This window comes from Acinetobacter sp. ACNIH3, from assembly GCF_002918965.1.
GTDB classification, from domain to species: domain Bacteria; phylum Pseudomonadota; class Gammaproteobacteria; order Pseudomonadales; family Moraxellaceae; genus Acinetobacter; species Acinetobacter schindleri.
The window spans coordinates 22,779-36,764 of the sequence record NZ_PQLP01000004.1; the positions used below are offsets into that span (position 1 = coordinate 22,779).

At 42.0% G+C, this 13,986-nt stretch carries 16 protein-coding genes; 9 read left to right on the forward strand and 7 right to left on the reverse strand.

The genetic code is table 11. The features are described 5' to 3' along the window. Positions 1-4 precede the first annotated feature (4 nt). A complete protein-coding gene (locus tag C3420_RS03425; protein ID WP_103800211.1) occupies positions 5-697 on the reverse strand; it encodes a YidB family protein in 693 nt (230 codons plus the stop codon). A gap of 102 nt (positions 698-799) precedes the next feature. Continuing rightward, positions 800-1,270 (reverse strand): DUF6231 family protein, encoded by a 471-nt coding sequence (locus tag C3420_RS03430; RefSeq protein ID WP_004894508.1) that lies wholly within the window; start codon positions 1,268-1,270, stop codon positions 800-802. Positions 1,271-1,304: 34 nt separating this feature from the next. Between C3420_RS03430 and C3420_RS03435 the strand changes: the two genes are divergently transcribed. Beyond that, entirely contained in the window at positions 1,305-2,177 is an 873-nt protein-coding gene (locus tag C3420_RS03435; RefSeq protein ID WP_004894506.1) for a DUF2797 domain-containing protein, read from the forward strand. Positions 2,178-2,374: 197 nt separating this feature from the next. On the opposite strand, the gene C3420_RS03440 is transcribed toward C3420_RS03435, so the two are convergent. The 3 genes from C3420_RS03440 to C3420_RS03450 form a co-directional block, all read right to left on the reverse strand. Next, positions 2,375-4,240, reverse strand: coding sequence for a SurA N-terminal domain-containing protein (locus C3420_RS03440; protein ID WP_004812749.1), 1,866 nt, complete (start codon positions 4,238-4,240; stop codon positions 2,375-2,377). 131 nt (positions 4,241-4,371) lie between these two features. Then, the gene (locus C3420_RS03445) at positions 4,372-4,644 is read right to left on the reverse strand and encodes an HU family DNA-binding protein (protein ID WP_004279807.1); all 273 of its coding nucleotides are present in this window, start codon (positions 4,642-4,644) and stop codon (positions 4,372-4,374) included. A 157-nt stretch (positions 4,645-4,801) separates the two neighbouring features. Then, positions 4,802-5,281, reverse strand: coding sequence for a phasin family protein (locus C3420_RS03450; RefSeq protein ID WP_103800212.1), 480 nt, complete (start codon positions 5,279-5,281; stop codon positions 4,802-4,804). 203 nt (positions 5,282-5,484) lie between these two features. Here C3420_RS03450 and C3420_RS03455 point away from each other — a divergent pair, with 203 nt between their 5' ends. The 8 genes from C3420_RS03455 to fdx all read left to right on the forward strand — a co-directional run bounded on the left by C3420_RS03455 (position 5,485) and on the right by fdx (position 11,694). Next, positions 5,485-6,129, forward strand: coding sequence for a hypothetical protein (locus C3420_RS03455; protein ID WP_071320528.1), 645 nt, complete (start codon positions 5,485-5,487; stop codon positions 6,127-6,129). Between the two features lie 115 nt (positions 6,130-6,244). Next, complete coding sequence (locus C3420_RS03460) at positions 6,245-6,718, forward strand: Rrf2 family transcriptional regulator (RefSeq protein WP_004812744.1); 474 nt, start codon at positions 6,245-6,247, stop codon at positions 6,716-6,718. Between the two features lies 1 nt (position 6,719). Further along, entirely contained in the window at positions 6,720-7,937 is a 1,218-nt protein-coding gene (locus tag C3420_RS03465) for an IscS subfamily cysteine desulfurase (RefSeq protein WP_004812743.1), read from the forward strand. A 103-nt stretch (positions 7,938-8,040) separates the two neighbouring features. Then, a complete protein-coding gene (gene iscU / locus C3420_RS03470) occupies positions 8,041-8,427 on the forward strand; it encodes a Fe-S cluster assembly scaffold IscU (RefSeq protein WP_004812740.1) in 387 nt (128 codons plus the stop codon). 41 nt (positions 8,428-8,468) lie between these two features. Further along, positions 8,469-8,789, forward strand: coding sequence for an iron-sulfur cluster assembly protein IscA (iscA, locus tag C3420_RS03475; protein WP_004812739.1), 321 nt, complete (start codon positions 8,469-8,471; stop codon positions 8,787-8,789). A gap of 135 nt (positions 8,790-8,924) precedes the next feature. Next, the gene (gene hscB, locus C3420_RS03480) at positions 8,925-9,440 is read left to right on the forward strand and encodes a Fe-S protein assembly co-chaperone HscB (RefSeq protein WP_004812736.1); all 516 of its coding nucleotides are present in this window, start codon (positions 8,925-8,927) and stop codon (positions 9,438-9,440) included. Positions 9,441-9,480: 40 nt separating this feature from the next. Continuing rightward, positions 9,481-11,340: a Fe-S protein assembly chaperone HscA gene (hscA, locus tag C3420_RS03485; RefSeq protein ID WP_103800213.1), complete on the forward strand. Its 1,860-nt coding sequence runs from the start codon at positions 9,481-9,483 to the stop codon at positions 11,338-11,340. A gap of 15 nt (positions 11,341-11,355) precedes the next feature. Then, entirely contained in the window at positions 11,356-11,694 is a 339-nt protein-coding gene (gene fdx / locus C3420_RS03490) for an ISC system 2Fe-2S type ferredoxin (protein ID WP_004812732.1), read from the forward strand. A 70-nt stretch (positions 11,695-11,764) separates the two neighbouring features. On the opposite strand, the gene C3420_RS03495 is transcribed toward fdx, so the two are convergent. Continuing rightward, positions 11,765-13,312 carry an adenylate/guanylate cyclase domain-containing protein gene (locus C3420_RS03495; protein ID WP_103800214.1) on the reverse strand — a complete coding sequence of 516 codons (1,548 nt, stop codon included), beginning with the start codon at positions 13,310-13,312 and terminating at the stop codon, positions 11,765-11,767. A 58-nt stretch (positions 13,313-13,370) separates the two neighbouring features. After that, complete coding sequence (locus tag C3420_RS03500; protein WP_004894486.1) at positions 13,371-13,805, reverse strand: HIT domain-containing protein; 435 nt, start codon at positions 13,803-13,805, stop codon at positions 13,371-13,373. Positions 13,806-13,986 lie beyond the last annotated feature (181 nt).

The following is a 13,986-nucleotide window of genomic DNA, read 5'->3' on the forward strand; positions in this document are numbered from 1 at the left end:
TCAGTTAACGCTTTAAGAAACCTGAAACCATGTTCAGGACATTCTGAATATCATTATTGGCTTCCTGCTTGCTGGTTTGCTCACCCTGCGGAGTTAATGAATCAATTATCTGCGGTAAGACTTTGGAAATGGCGCTATATACATCCTGCTTTGGGGCATGCACCTGCTCCGCCACCTGTTCCACCTCCTGATCATCAAATAACAGCTGTAACTGCTGGTTATCCACGGGCGCATTCTCACCAGGACCTGTAGACACCCAGTCATCAACCTGACTGTTTAAGCCTTGACCTTTCAGCTTATCCAATGCTCCCTGTAAACCACCCTGCTTTTGAATCCAAGCAAGTACCAATGGCAATACGGCAATAAGCAAGGTCTTGGTTCCACCTGCACCCAATCCTGATGATCGAGGTTGCTGATGCGTCTGCTGATTTGGCTGCTGCTGTGGCTGACCAGCACCACCCAGTTGACTCAATACAGAACCTAAAATCCCGCCCAAGCCGCCTTGCTGGGATTGACCAGTTTGATGCGTATTACCCGGATTTAACTGTCCAAGTACGGCACCAAGAATTCCACCCAACCCACCTTGTGACTGTTGCGACTGGTTTTGGGATTGATGCTGATTGGTATTCTGCTGTTGCTGACTACCGCCCAAGGCCTGCTTGGCCAGCATCTCTACAATATTACTGAGGTTTGTCATACTGCTTATCCTGTCAATCTTTCTTACAGCATACGTGCTGAACAGAAGGTTGAAATGGATGAATATGTTAATATTTGCAATGAAATTTAGTAGATTTTTTCCTTACCAGCGGAACTTATTCCAATTCTCCGGATTGGCCCAGAATTTGGAATTAAACCAGTCTGGTACATGCTTATAAGTCAGAATATTAAATTGCCATAGGGCAAAGTCGGCCTTATGTGTTGTTTTATCAATAAGTTGGGTTAGTCCTAAAGAACGGAGTAGTTTCTCATCCTGCAAACGGCTTACTACGACCAGACGTTTTGCAAATAAGTCACGCAGCTTGACTAATATCTGACTGATCAATTGATCTGATAACTCACTCGTTTCAGGTGTATCTAGCATCACTACTCCCAGATCATAACGTTGCTGAAAAGGCAGACTTAAAAAGTCAGATACGCTAAAATAATGCCATTGAATGGACTGATTAAACTTGATCTGGGTCAAATCCTGACCAATACAAATCGCAGTTTTTATGGGCTGTTCCTGCGCAAAATCGTCTAGCATCGAAGTGATGACATTCTGTTCAGCCATAACAGCATCCTTATGATTTAAGTGAGTAATTTATATGGAACTTCAAGGCATTTGCCATAAAATGCATGCCGGTCTCAAGAACCTTAGTGTAACTGATCAAGATATACACAGGGCAAATGTTGAATATAAATTCATATTAGATCGTTCAGAAATTGATCTTCCATTTAGTCTGGGTCAAGAAATCGAGATCGACTGGACCGGTAATATCTACTGCGTGTCTTGTGGTACCAAAACATCAAAATCATTTTCTCAAGGTCACTGCTTCAAATGCTTTAAAACCAAAGCATCTTGTGACATGTGTATTATGAAGCCCGAGAGCTGCCACTATCATTTGGGTACCTGCCGTGAAGACACCTTTGCGCATGAAGTATGCTTCCAGCCTCATATTGTATATTTAGCTAACTCTAGTGGACTTAAAGTCGGAATTACCCGTGTCAACCATATGCCAGGACGCTGGCTGGATCAGGGTGCAACGCAAGCCTTACCCATCATGAAAGTAGGTTCTCGTCGTCTTTCAGGTCAAATGGAAGTCATGTTCGGCACCCAGGTTGCCGATAAAACCGATTGGCGCAAACTGCTCAAAGGTGAGGCTGAGCCCCTTAACCTGATTGATATCCGTGACCAGCTGCTGGATGAATTCGAACCACAAATTACCAGCATTCGTGACGAATTCAGCATGAGTCTGGACTTTAATGAAAATGTCGAGATTCTGGAACAAGAACGCCCACGCGAGTTTATTTATCCGGTAGAAAGCTATCCTGAAAAGATCAAATCACATAACCTGGATAAAACCCCAGTGATCCGTGGCAAATTACAAGGTATCAAAGGCCAGTACCTGATCCTGGATACCGGTGTTATTAATATCCGTAAATATACCGGCTATGAAATTAAGGTTCGTGCCGAGTAAATCGAACTATTTAAAAAAGCGGGATAAAATGTCCCGCTTTTTTATTTACTCATCAGGGAATTTACTACCAAAATTTAAAACACATTTCAGTATTTCAATGCCTCCTTGACTCTAAAGATGGCGCTCTTATAGAGCAAAAACTTTCCCAGAAAATAAAAAAACCGGCTCGAAAGCCGGTTTTTTTAAAGGAAAATCTGTTATTTGATTTTCGCTTGCGATTTCAGATAACGCGTATAATCATCAAATTCTTGCTGACCACGTAACTGGGCATAAAGTTTTGCCAGTTCAGTACGCTGTTCTTCACTTAAGACATCAATCGGATTCTTCTTCACTTCAGATACAGCAACTACTACCAGCTCATTAGGCAAGCTTGCAGTCGTCACAGACCAGAATCCAGCTTTAGGTGCTTTCAGGCTAAATGCTGCACGCTGTACATCACGCTTTAGCAAGCCTTCAGCACGGGTATAGATACCCGCATCTTCAAACACCAGATTACCTTTTGCTACAGAAGCAGCAGGTTTGGTCTTAAACTCATCCAATGATTTCTGAATCTGGGCTTTTGCAAGAGCTCGCGCTTTTTCTTCAATCAGTTCTGCTTTAACACGTGGTTTCGCTTCCGCCAGTGATTGCTCACCTGCTGCATGGTAATCACGCACTTTTACCCAGGCTACATCACCGTTTGCCAACTGTATGCTAGAAGATACATTACGGTCACCATTCTTCACATCGTCATTGAACAGCTTCACTTTCACATTGGCATCACTGAGTAATGGATCCCGTGTAGACAATGTCACGCCTTTGGCTGATTGTACGCGAACACCTTTAACTTCTTGTGTTACCACATCCAGTGAGTCACTGCTGACCACCATATCATTCAGGCTATTCACAGTATCAGAGAATGCATTTGATTTTTTAGAAGCCAGCACCTCTTCAGTCAGACGTGCTTTTTGTGATTCAAATGATGGCACAGCTACATCAGGTGCCTGTACAGCAATGATGTGATAACCATAATCTGTTTTCACGGGTGCAGAAACCTGACCAGATTGTAATGAAGCAACAGCTTTATCAAAAGCATCACCGAACACACCCGCTTCATAAACTGCGATTGCACCGCCTTTGGCCTTAGATTCAGGATCTTCTGAATACTGAGCTGCAGCCTGAGCAAATGTTGTACCCGCTTTGATCTTAGCTGCTACATCTGTTGCGAGTTTTTGCGCTTCAGCTTCAGAACGGTTATCCGCAGTGATCAGGATATGTTTCACTTCTGGCTTGGCAGTCGATTTTTGTGCCGCGACAAAACTGTTATAGGCATCTTGTAGTTCGGCATCGGTTACCGTAACAGCAGCGGTATTAATATCACCCGCTTTTAAAACTACGTAATCTACATCCACACTTGTTGGCTGCTTGAATACAGTCTTATGCTTTTCATAGTAAGCTGCAATTTCTGCATCAGTAACTTTAACGTTTTTCTTGTAGTTCTCAAGATTAACACTGGCAATATGCACATGACGCTGTTCAGTCTGCAAGTCAGCAATCTGCTGAATTTCCAGTTTACTAACCAATGGATAGTCAATAAATGTAGAGGACAACATTTTAAGAGCATGGTCAGTGCGCAGGCTTGCAATCAGCTGCTGGCTGTTCATGCCTACAGAGCGCAAATAGTTTTCATAGAGCGCATTTGAAAATTGACCATTTTGCTGGAAACTCGGTTGCTGAGCAATCATTTGCTCAATTTGCTGATCACTGAGGCTGATGCCCAGGTTTTCAGCTTGTTGTAGCAAAACTGTACGTGCAACCAGCGTATCCATAGCTTTTTGATCAATGAATGCCTGATTTAATAATGTTTCATCGCCATTGGCATAACTGAGATATTGTTCTTTGAATGATTTTGTCAGAGATTCCAGTTCTTTTTTAGAGATATCTGTGCCATTTACCGTCTTGGCTGTATCTTTGTTCCCACCACTAAAATATCCTTCAATACCTACAAGCGCTAAAGGGGTCAAAAACAGAACGAGCAAGACCTTGCCCAGCCAACCCTTAATAACTTTACGAAAAGATTCCATAAGTATTCCAATATTTTATTTGCATGGGATTTTACCCGAAAAAACCCACTGAATGAATGTGTTAATCCTGACTATTTAATTAATCAATAAAAAAACGCGCCTAGTGAGGCGCGTTTGGTTGCTGTTGGCGATTAAGCTACAGCGTCTTTCAAGCCTTTACCAGCTTTGAAGCTAGGTACTTTGCTTGCTTTGATTTCTAGCGTAGCACCAGTTTGTGGGTTACGGCCAGTACGTGCAGCGCGTTCTTTAACGCCGAAAGTACCAAAACCAACGAGAGTAACTGTATCACCTGATTTAAGCGCTTCAGTAACAGAAGCAATTGTAGCATCTAAAGCCTTACCAGCGTCAGCCTTAGATAATCCCCCTTTCTCTGCAATTGCATCAATTAATTCTGATTTATTCATGAAAATTACGTCCTCTTAATATCGTTTATTTAAGGTCCAAGAATTTGTTTAAATTGCCATAGCGACTTTATAACAATGGTTTAGGGCTAAACGCAATACTCTTCGATCTCTTTTTTTTTAAAAAATAAGCGAAAAAAACATTGAATAATGAATAAAGTCACTTTCGTTGTGATTTTTTAGACAATTCATCCTGTATTTTCCCCTGTTCTTCCATCAACTGATCAACTTTAGCATGCAGCTGCAGGATCAGTTTTTCTAGATGCTGTACGTCCTTCAGCGTCACTAATCCTATACGATTCAAGGAATGATGAACAGAGTGATCAATTAATTTTTCAACTTTATCTTTGGTATCTGTTACAGACTCTTTGGCCTTTTCTGAGACTTTTTCGACAGTTTGGTCGGCAATGTCAGTCGTTTTGGATTCTAGCTCTTCTCCCACCTTGACCAAAGAGTCGAATAATTTATTGCCTTCTTCTTCGGCACGAGAGAATGCACCCAGTCCAGCCAGCCAGATTTGTTTGGTATATTTTCGAAAGTCGAGGACCGACTTACGCTCTGATCCTAATCTCGACTTAGCTTTTGATGTTTTTTGTTCTGTTTCCGGAATTGCATCCAGTGCCGCTTCAGATTTGTCCATGTGCACGCCTCCTGATTATTTTCTATGCAAATTTTATATAGAAATCTACAAAATTACAGCATATTACCAAATTTAATACTTGCCAGTTTTGCTAAACTGTTCTACAAAGCAATTTATTTCATGTTTTAAGTTTAATCCCTGAAATATCAATTAGGCAGGATGTTTTATATTTCAAATTTTTCAGGAAAGGATTGGTTGTATCTATGAGCGAATCGCAGCAAAGTCAAAAGCAGCCGCACTTATTGCTGACAATGACTTTAATTGTTTTAGAAACAATTTTCACTTTTATTCTAAAACATGATCGCGTTGTTGCATTACAAGCTAAAAAGTTTATTGATGAAAATATCGCTATTAAGATTAATAGTTATATTCCTTATTTCGACTTTTATGTGCAGTTTACCGATAAGGGTCTGCTATTTGACCATAAAGCGCCAAATAAGATCATTGACCTTGATGTGCGTACTAATCTATCCGATCTGATCAAAATCTTTATTTTTGGTAATCGTCGCAGTATTAAGGCTATGCGTATTGATGGCAATCAGATCCTGAAAGACGAATTCCGTGATCTGCTGACCCTGTTTGCCCTGCCGAAACTGCTTGCTGACTGGAAACAGTGGCTGTATGAACCAAGAGACGAGTCTGAAGTCGTTACTTCACGTAATCGTCTGGCCCCACTTCTAGATAAAATTGACCAGCAACGTTCTAAAATTAACACCCTACAAATAGAAGTTAAGCAGTATGAAAACCGGATTCGACGCATGCAACGTCGTCAGAAGCAAATTAATATAATCTTTGGTCTTATCACTGTAGGTTTAATTACGTTATTAGTATATAATTGGCTTGCTTAATAAAGCCTTCTTTTTGGTACGATTTAACGTTTCACTTTGCATAATAAAAAAACTTGACTATTTTAGTCAGGATTCTTAAAATCGACACATCTAGTCTAACCATGTGTATCGAATCATGCGCTTAACCACTCGCGGTCGCTACGCAGTGACTGCTCTTCTTGATCTAGCTTTGCAGCCAACTGAACAAACGATCACGCTTGCTGAAATTGCAGCTCGTCAAACTATTTCCGTTGCCTATCTTGAGCAGTTATTTGCGAAACTAAAACGTCATGGCTTAGTTTCAAGTGTCCGTGGTGCCAATGGTGGTTATCATCTGGCGCGTAATGCTCAAGACATCACTGTGTTAGAAATCATTGAAGCTGTAAACGAAACCGTTGATGCTACTCGCTGCGACCATAAAGGCAACTGCCAGAATGGTGCGATGTGCTTGACTCACGATTTATGGCAGGAACTCTCCCACCACATTGCCGATTATCTCGCAAAAATCTCGCTTGCTGACCTCGTAGCTCGTGACAACGTTCAAACCGTTTCACTACGCCAAAATTCAGCATCTTTTGATTCAGCTCTTTTATCGGTTACAGGTATTTGACATGAAACGTCCGATTTATCTTGACTATGCAGCAACCACTCCTGTAGACCCTCAAGTTGCAGAACGCATGATGGAATGCTTAACTTTCGAAGGTACCTTCGGTAATGCTGCATCTCGTTCACATGCATACGGCTGGCAAGCGGAAGAAAAAGTTGAATACGCACGTGAACAGGTCGCTAACCTTATCAAAGCTGACCCACGTGAAATCGTATGGACTTCTGGTGCGACTGAATCTGACAACCTTGCCTTAAAAGGTGTAGCTCAGTTCTATGCATCTAAAGGTAAGCACATCATTACGTCTAAAATTGAACATAAAGCAATTTTGGATACATGCCGTGAGCTGGAGTCTGAAGGCTTTGAAATTACTTACCTGGAACCACAACCAAAAACTGGTTTAATCACCCCAGACATGGTTGAAGCTGCAATTCGTCCAGATACCATTCTTGTTTCCCTGATGATGGTAAACAACGAAATTGGTACCGTAACGGATGTTGCTGCAATTGGTGAAATCACTCGTGCCAAGAAAATTTTCTTCCACGTAGATGCTGCCCAGGCTGCAGGTAAAGTTGAAATTGACCTTTCTCAACTGAAAGTCGACCTGATGAGCTTCTCTGCACACAAAATCTATGGTCCTAAAGGCATCGGTGCCCTGTTCGTACGTCGTAGCCCACGTGTACGCCTGAAAGCACAAATGCATGGTGGCGGTCACGAACGTGGCATGCGTTCTGGTACGCTTGCGACTCACCAGATCGTAGGTATGGGTGAAGCATTTGAACTTGCAGGTAAAAACTTGCATTCTGAACAAGCGCGTTTACGTGTACTTCGTGACAAACTTTGGAATGGTTTACGTGACCTTGAACAGGTATTCCTGAATGGCCACGAAACTTATAACGTTGCGAACTACCTGAACGTGAGCTTCAACTTTGTTGAAGGTGAATCACTAATGATGGCTCTGAAAGATGCAGCAGTATCTTCAGGTTCAGCATGTACCTCTGCAACACTAGAACCGTCTTATGTTCTACGTGCATTGGGCCTATCAGACGAACTTGCACACAGCTCAATCCGCTTTAGCTTTGGTAAATACACCACTGAAGAAGATATTGATCATGTACTTGAAGTCACTAAAGCTGCTGTTGAGAAGTTACGTGAACTTTCTCCGCTTTGGGATATGTACAAAGAAGGTATCGACCTTTCTACAGTTGAATGGGCTGAACACTAATCTTGCATCAAAGATAACAGCATTTATGTTGTTATCTCATTGATAAAATTTTTTTAATCCCCATATTTAATATTAGGCTGACCCCGAGGTTTGGAGAAGCAACATGGCTTATAGCGAAAAAGTAATCGACCATTACGAAAACCCACGTAACGTTGGTGTTTTAGACAAAAATGCAGAAAACGTAGGTACAGGCATGGTGGGTGCACCAGCATGTGGCGACGTGATGCGTCTTCAGATTCAGGTGAATGATGAAGGTGTAATCGAAGAAGCACGTTTTAAAACTTACGGCTGTGGTTCAGCAATTGCATCTAGCTCACTGGTAACCGAGTGGCTAAAAGGCAAAACTCTGGACGAAGCTCAAGCGATCAAGAATATTGATATCGCAACTGAACTTGCTCTTCCTCCAGTAAAAGTACACTGCTCTGTACTTGCTGAAGATGCCATTAAAGCTGCTGTAGAAGATTATCGTAGCAAAAAAGTGAAAGCTTAATTGCTGACGTGTATTTTTGAAGAAAGATTAACGGAGTTTTCATGATCCATTTAACTGAAAATGCTGCAACTCATATCAGCAATTACCTGAAAAATCGTGGTAAGGGTGAAGGCATTCGCGTTGGTGTGAAAACTTCAGGCTGTTCTGGTCTGGCTTATGTGCTTGAATTCGTCGATGACGCTGATACACATGATGAAGTATTTGAACAGTTTGGTGTTAAAGTTTTCGTTGACCCGAAAAGCCTGGTTTATCTCGAAGGTATGGAGATGGACTACGTAAAAAATGGTCTGAACGAAGGCTTCGAATTTAACAACCCGAACAAAAAAGGTGAATGTGGCTGCGGTGAATCCTTCACTGTATAAGGCTTAATCATTAGCGTACATTTATCCTTGCAGCATTAAAACAGTGTCATCTACACTGTTTTAATTGCATTTAGGCAGTAGTTTTTAGCTGTACATTGCAGTTAATTTGCATATTAATCGTGGATCCAATCTCCCATGAATCATTTTGAGTTGTTCAACCTCCCTGTCGCACTTGATATTGATTCAGCTGCTTTAAAAGCTGAATTTTTAAAGTTACAGCAACAATATCACCCAGATAAAGCTGCAGACAAAGACCAGGCCCTGATCAAATCAAGTGAAATCAATCAGGCATATAAGGTTTTGTCGGCCGTGGATAGTCGCGCTGCTTACTTACTTTCATTGAAAAAACAGGATTATCATCTGGATCAGTCCATCAGTGATTTTGAGTTTCTGCAAGATGCGCTTGAAATTCGTGAGCAGCTTGATGATGCAGCTTCGGCAGAAGACTTATCTTCCCTAAAAGTTGAAGTTCAACAGTGGATTGATGGCCTGGTGCGTGAATTCAAAATAGATTATGAAGAGGAAGACTGGGCTGAGGCTCGCGATACTGTGCGTAAACTGCGCTTCTTTGTCAAAGTCATGGCCGATATCGATAAAGCGGAAGACCGTTTCCTCGATGACGACAGCTTTGACCTCGATGACGATTTTTAATTTCTCTCTTTAATATTTAACGTGCAAAGGATGTAACACTATGGCTCTCTTGCAGATTGCAGAACCAGGTCAATCAAGTGCACCGCATGAACACCGCATTGCGATTGGTATCGATTTAGGCACCACCCATTCTTTGGTCGCCACGGTTCTTTCAGGTAAAGCCAAAGTACTTAATGATGAACAAGGACGTGTGTTACTTCCTTCTATCGTTCATTATGCAGAGCAAAGCACTCAGTACGGCTATGAAGCTGCACCATTCATAATGACCGACCCAAAGAATACCATCGTTTCTGTAAAACGTTTTATGGGTCGTTCTCAAGCGGATATTAAATTCCAGCACCCGTATACTTTAGTGGGTGAAGCGAATGAAATGCCAGCATTTGAAACAGCTCAAGGTCGTAAAACACCCGTCGAAATTTCAGCACAAATCTTAAAACAGCTGAAAGACCGTGCAGAAGCAAGCTTGAAAAATGAGATTAATGGCGCTGTCATCACAGTTCCTGCATATTTTGATGAAGCACAACGTCAGGCAACTCGTGATGCGGCACAACTGGCCGGTTTAAATGTACTTCGTTTACTGAATGAACCTACTGCTGCTGCTGTAGCTTATGGTCTGGATCAGGAAACCAACCTCAGTACAGATCGCAACTATGTGATCTATGACCTAGGTGGTGGTACTTTTGACGTATCTATCCTGCGTTTTTCGCAAGGCGTATTCGAAGTATTAGCGACTGGTGGCCATACTGCTCTGGGTGGTGATGACCTGGATCGTCTAATTCTAAAATGGGCCAAGAAACAGCTGAATATTGAAACCCTCAATGATGCTGAATATGCACATTTCATTACAGCTGCACGCAAGGCCAAAGAAGCACTCTCTGATGCTGAATCTGTAGAAGTAAAACTGCTGGATCATGTCTTAACATTAGATCGTCCAACGTTTGAAGAAATCATTAAAGTTGTACTGGATAAAACGATTAGCGTTTGTAAACGTGTAATGCGTGATGCCAAACTGGAACTGGATGATATTCAAAACGTAGTTCTGGTAGGTGGTTCTACCCGCTCCTATGCCGTTCAGAAAGCAGTGCGTGAAGTGTTCAATCAAGAACCTCTATGTACCATCAATCCAGATGAAGTAGTTGCAATTGGTGCCTCGATTACTGCGAATCAATTGATTGGTAATTCAACCGACGGTTCATTGTTATTAGACGTAACACCATTGTCTCTGGGTCTTGAAACCATGGGTGGTCTGGTAGAACGTCTGATTTCACGTAATACCGCGATTCCTGTGGCACGCCGTCAAGAATTCACCACCTATCAAGATGGTCAGACCTCGATGTTGATCCATGTAGTTCAGGGTGAACGTGATCTGGTGGAGCATTGCCGTAGCTTGGGTCGCTTTGTGCTGCATGATATTCCACCAATGACTGCAGGTCAGGCACGTATTGAAGTGACTTTCCAGGTGGATGCTGATGGTCTATTAACCGTAGCCGCGCAAGAAACTACATCTGGCGTGAAAGCACAAATTGATATCAAGCCATCTTATGGTTTATCGAGCGAAGATACAGAGCGTTTACTGCTTGAAGGTTATAAATTTGCTGAAGAAGACAAGAACCTGCGTCATCTTCAGGAAACCAAAGTTGAAGCACAACGTGAACTTGAAGCACTTACTCAGGCCCTGAAAATGGATGCGGCGTTGTTAAGTGAACAGCAGCTTACTGATCTGCAAGCTGCTCAAGCCAAGCTTGAACAGGAGCTGCAAGGTACAGATATCAAAGCGATTGAATCTGCCGTAGAACAGCTTAAAATACATAGTGATGCATTTGCAGCTGCTCGTATGAACCAGCATATCGATGCAGCACTGAAAGGTACTAAACTCGACGACTGGTCAAACTCAAACTAATTTAAGGTAAAGACTATGCCACGTATTAAAGTTCTTCCACATGCGCAAATTTGCCCTGAAGGTGCTGAGTTTGAAGTTGAACAAGATGCCAATTTATGTGAAAGCCTGCTAAATAACGGGATCAAGATTGAACATGCTTGCGATATGTCATGTGCATGTACCACATGTCACGTGATTGTGCGTCGTGGCTTTGACAGCCTGGAAGAAATGAATGATGTTGAAGCAGATTTGTTAGACCGTGCATGGGGCCTTGAGCCTGATTCACGTTTGTCTTGTCAGGTCAAAGTGGTGGACGAAGATCTGGAAGTTGAAATTCCGAAATACACCATCAACCATGCTTCAGAAAATCACTAAGCGATTTTCATAAAAAACCACGCTTGAGCGTGGTTTTTTTACATCTGATCTTTATGGTGATTGTTTTTTCTTAACTCGCGCGACTGGTCTTTTTATCTGATTGATCTGACCTGGTTTCATATTCCTGCTTCTCAGTCTCTTTTTCTAATACCACAGGTTCTGCTGTACTCGCTGGTAGATGTTCAATGACTTCATCTTCAAGTTTTAACTTTACAATACCTTGTGAATTGGTCATCTTCTGCTGGGTCTGAATCCGCTTGATCATATTTTCAAGCACATTGACCAGTTTAGGATATTCGTAGTTCTGTACTTCATCCAGATTAAGTAACAGATGGAAACCTTTATATTCGTAATCAAACCAGCGTTGATAATCAATTTTCTCTGAAGTAAATCGCTCCATTACCTGCCAGGTACGTACTGGCTCTTTAATCCCCTTCAGGAATACTGGTTTTTTTCCTGCACAAAGATAGTCATTCTTGATAAGTGTATGGGTATCTTCAGAAATCAGGATTTCATCTACTTCAGCAGCACATTGTAATCGTGCTGCCAGGTTGGCATCCCGTCCCACAATCGTATAAGCCATACGGTGATTAGCGCCATAATTGCCAACGTGGCAATACCCCGTCGAAATACCCATACGGATATGTAGCGGTGGATAGCCCATTTTCACCCAGCGTTCACGCAGGATTTTCATCTGCTGACGCATGGCAATCGCCATATCCAGACAGTTTTTGGCATCCTGCTCAACACCATCAGAATGCGGATCACCGAAAAAGATCAGGATCGCATCACCCATGAATTTATCTACCGTGCCTTCATAGTGCTTGGCGATTTCTGTCATGTGACTGAGATAGTCATTCAGCAGGAAGGCCAAGTCATCTGGAATGAGCGTTTCAGAGAGTTCCGTGAAACCCTGGATATCGGAAAAAAATACAGTAAGTTTCTTACGTTTATATTCAATCTTGGCTTCAGACTCACCTTTCATAATTGATTGCCACAGCTGCAAGGGTGCATAACGGCTCAGCTGGTTGGCAAATTCCATATAACGGTTCATCTGATCATAATAATGATTCTTTTTCTGCGCCATATAACGTGCACGCGTGGTTTGATAGTAATTCCCTACACCAAAATAGGTCACCAGACAAAGGAAGCCCAGAACCGTCAACTCATTGCTGGTTGGCTGAAAATATTCACCAAAACCAAAGATAAAAATATTGCAGAAATAAAAAATGGCAATACCGATCAGGCTTGCCAATGAAAACGTCAAAAATGAAATTTTGTTACTGATTGCGGTATACAGCAATGCGACCAATCCCAATAAAGACAGTACCAGACTCATATGCATTGCAGAAAGAATGACTGCAATTACAGCAATGTCGAGCACAAAGAAGACATTACGCTTGATACTAGTATTGTAGCGATAGATGAGCCAGCGCGACAGCTTCGGCAGAGCCAGTATAATCGCAAGAAAGAAAAACGGGATAAAAATCTGGTACTGCGTATCAGGCTCTGTATAGTGAAAAACGACGATGACCAGCGACAGCATGATATATCCCATCAGTCGATGGAAATATTCAAACTGTTTCGGCTCTTTATGTACCCAATCGTCTATTTGCACTCAGTTGCTCCTTGCAGCACTGTATAATTTACAGGCCTGATTGCAGCATGGGATCAGATTAATCCATACGCCAGTCGAATGGCATATCTCCCTGACCACGTAGAGCCAGCATTAACGTCTGACGCATATGAGCAAGAACTTCGCTGCTATAAGGAACCGCAGGTGTTCCCCACACTGGTTTTGGCCAAGCCACATCATTCTGGTAACGAACCACATGATGAAAATGTAGCTGTGGAACCATATTACCTAATGCAGCCACGTTCATTTTGTCTGCACGAAATACACGCGCAAGCTGACTAGACAACCAGCTTGATTCACGCAAGAACTGTTCCTGGTCGGCCTGGCTAAGTTCATATAATTCTGTAATGCCCGGCACACGTGGAATCAGGATTAACCACGGAAATTGCATATCATTCATCAAACGACATGTTGATAAAGGAAAGTCGCCTACAAAAAACGTATCTTGAGCAAGTTGAGGATGCAAACTAAACATATCTTTATAAATGATGCAAAATTAGAATGATGGCTAATACTAACATATCCAGTGCTAGCTGAATATTGTGAGCAATGTGTTTAAATACAAATTTGGATGATTTGTTATGAACTCGGTCACAACTCAGACTTTACCGAATCACACAAATTAATCAAGACTTTCTTTCCATTGAGGGGTGACT

Coding starts and splice junctions, on each gene's coding strand:
- C3420_RS03425 (WP_103800211.1), bottom strand. CDS start 697: ATGACAAACCTCAGTAATATTGTAGAGATGCTGGCCAAGCAGGCCTTG.
- C3420_RS03430 (WP_004894508.1), bottom strand. CDS start 1,270: ATGGCTGAACAGAATGTCATCACTTCGATGCTAGACGATTTTGCGCAG.
- C3420_RS03435 (WP_004894506.1), top strand. CDS start 1,305: ATGGAACTTCAAGGCATTTGCCATAAAATGCATGCCGGTCTCAAGAAC.
- C3420_RS03440 (WP_004812749.1), bottom strand. CDS start 4,240: ATGGAATCTTTTCGTAAAGTTATTAAGGGTTGGCTGGGCAAGGTCTTG.
- C3420_RS03445 (WP_004279807.1), bottom strand. CDS start 4,644: ATGAATAAATCAGAATTAATTGATGCAATTGCAGAGAAAGGGGGATTA.
- C3420_RS03450 (WP_103800212.1), bottom strand. CDS start 5,281: ATGGACAAATCTGAAGCGGCACTGGATGCAATTCCGGAAACAGAACAA.
- C3420_RS03455 (WP_071320528.1), top strand. CDS start 5,485: ATGAGCGAATCGCAGCAAAGTCAAAAGCAGCCGCACTTATTGCTGACA.
- C3420_RS03460 (WP_004812744.1), top strand. CDS start 6,245: ATGCGCTTAACCACTCGCGGTCGCTACGCAGTGACTGCTCTTCTTGAT.
- C3420_RS03465 (WP_004812743.1), top strand. CDS start 6,720: ATGAAACGTCCGATTTATCTTGACTATGCAGCAACCACTCCTGTAGAC.
- iscU (WP_004812740.1), top strand. CDS start 8,041: ATGGCTTATAGCGAAAAAGTAATCGACCATTACGAAAACCCACGTAAC.
- iscA (WP_004812739.1), top strand. CDS start 8,469: ATGATCCATTTAACTGAAAATGCTGCAACTCATATCAGCAATTACCTG.
- hscB (WP_004812736.1), top strand. CDS start 8,925: ATGAATCATTTTGAGTTGTTCAACCTCCCTGTCGCACTTGATATTGAT.
- hscA (WP_103800213.1), top strand. CDS start 9,481: ATGGCTCTCTTGCAGATTGCAGAACCAGGTCAATCAAGTGCACCGCAT.
- fdx (WP_004812732.1), top strand. CDS start 11,356: ATGCCACGTATTAAAGTTCTTCCACATGCGCAAATTTGCCCTGAAGGT.
- C3420_RS03500 (WP_004894486.1), bottom strand. CDS start 13,805: ATGTTTAGTTTGCATCCTCAACTTGCTCAAGATACGTTTTTTGTAGGC.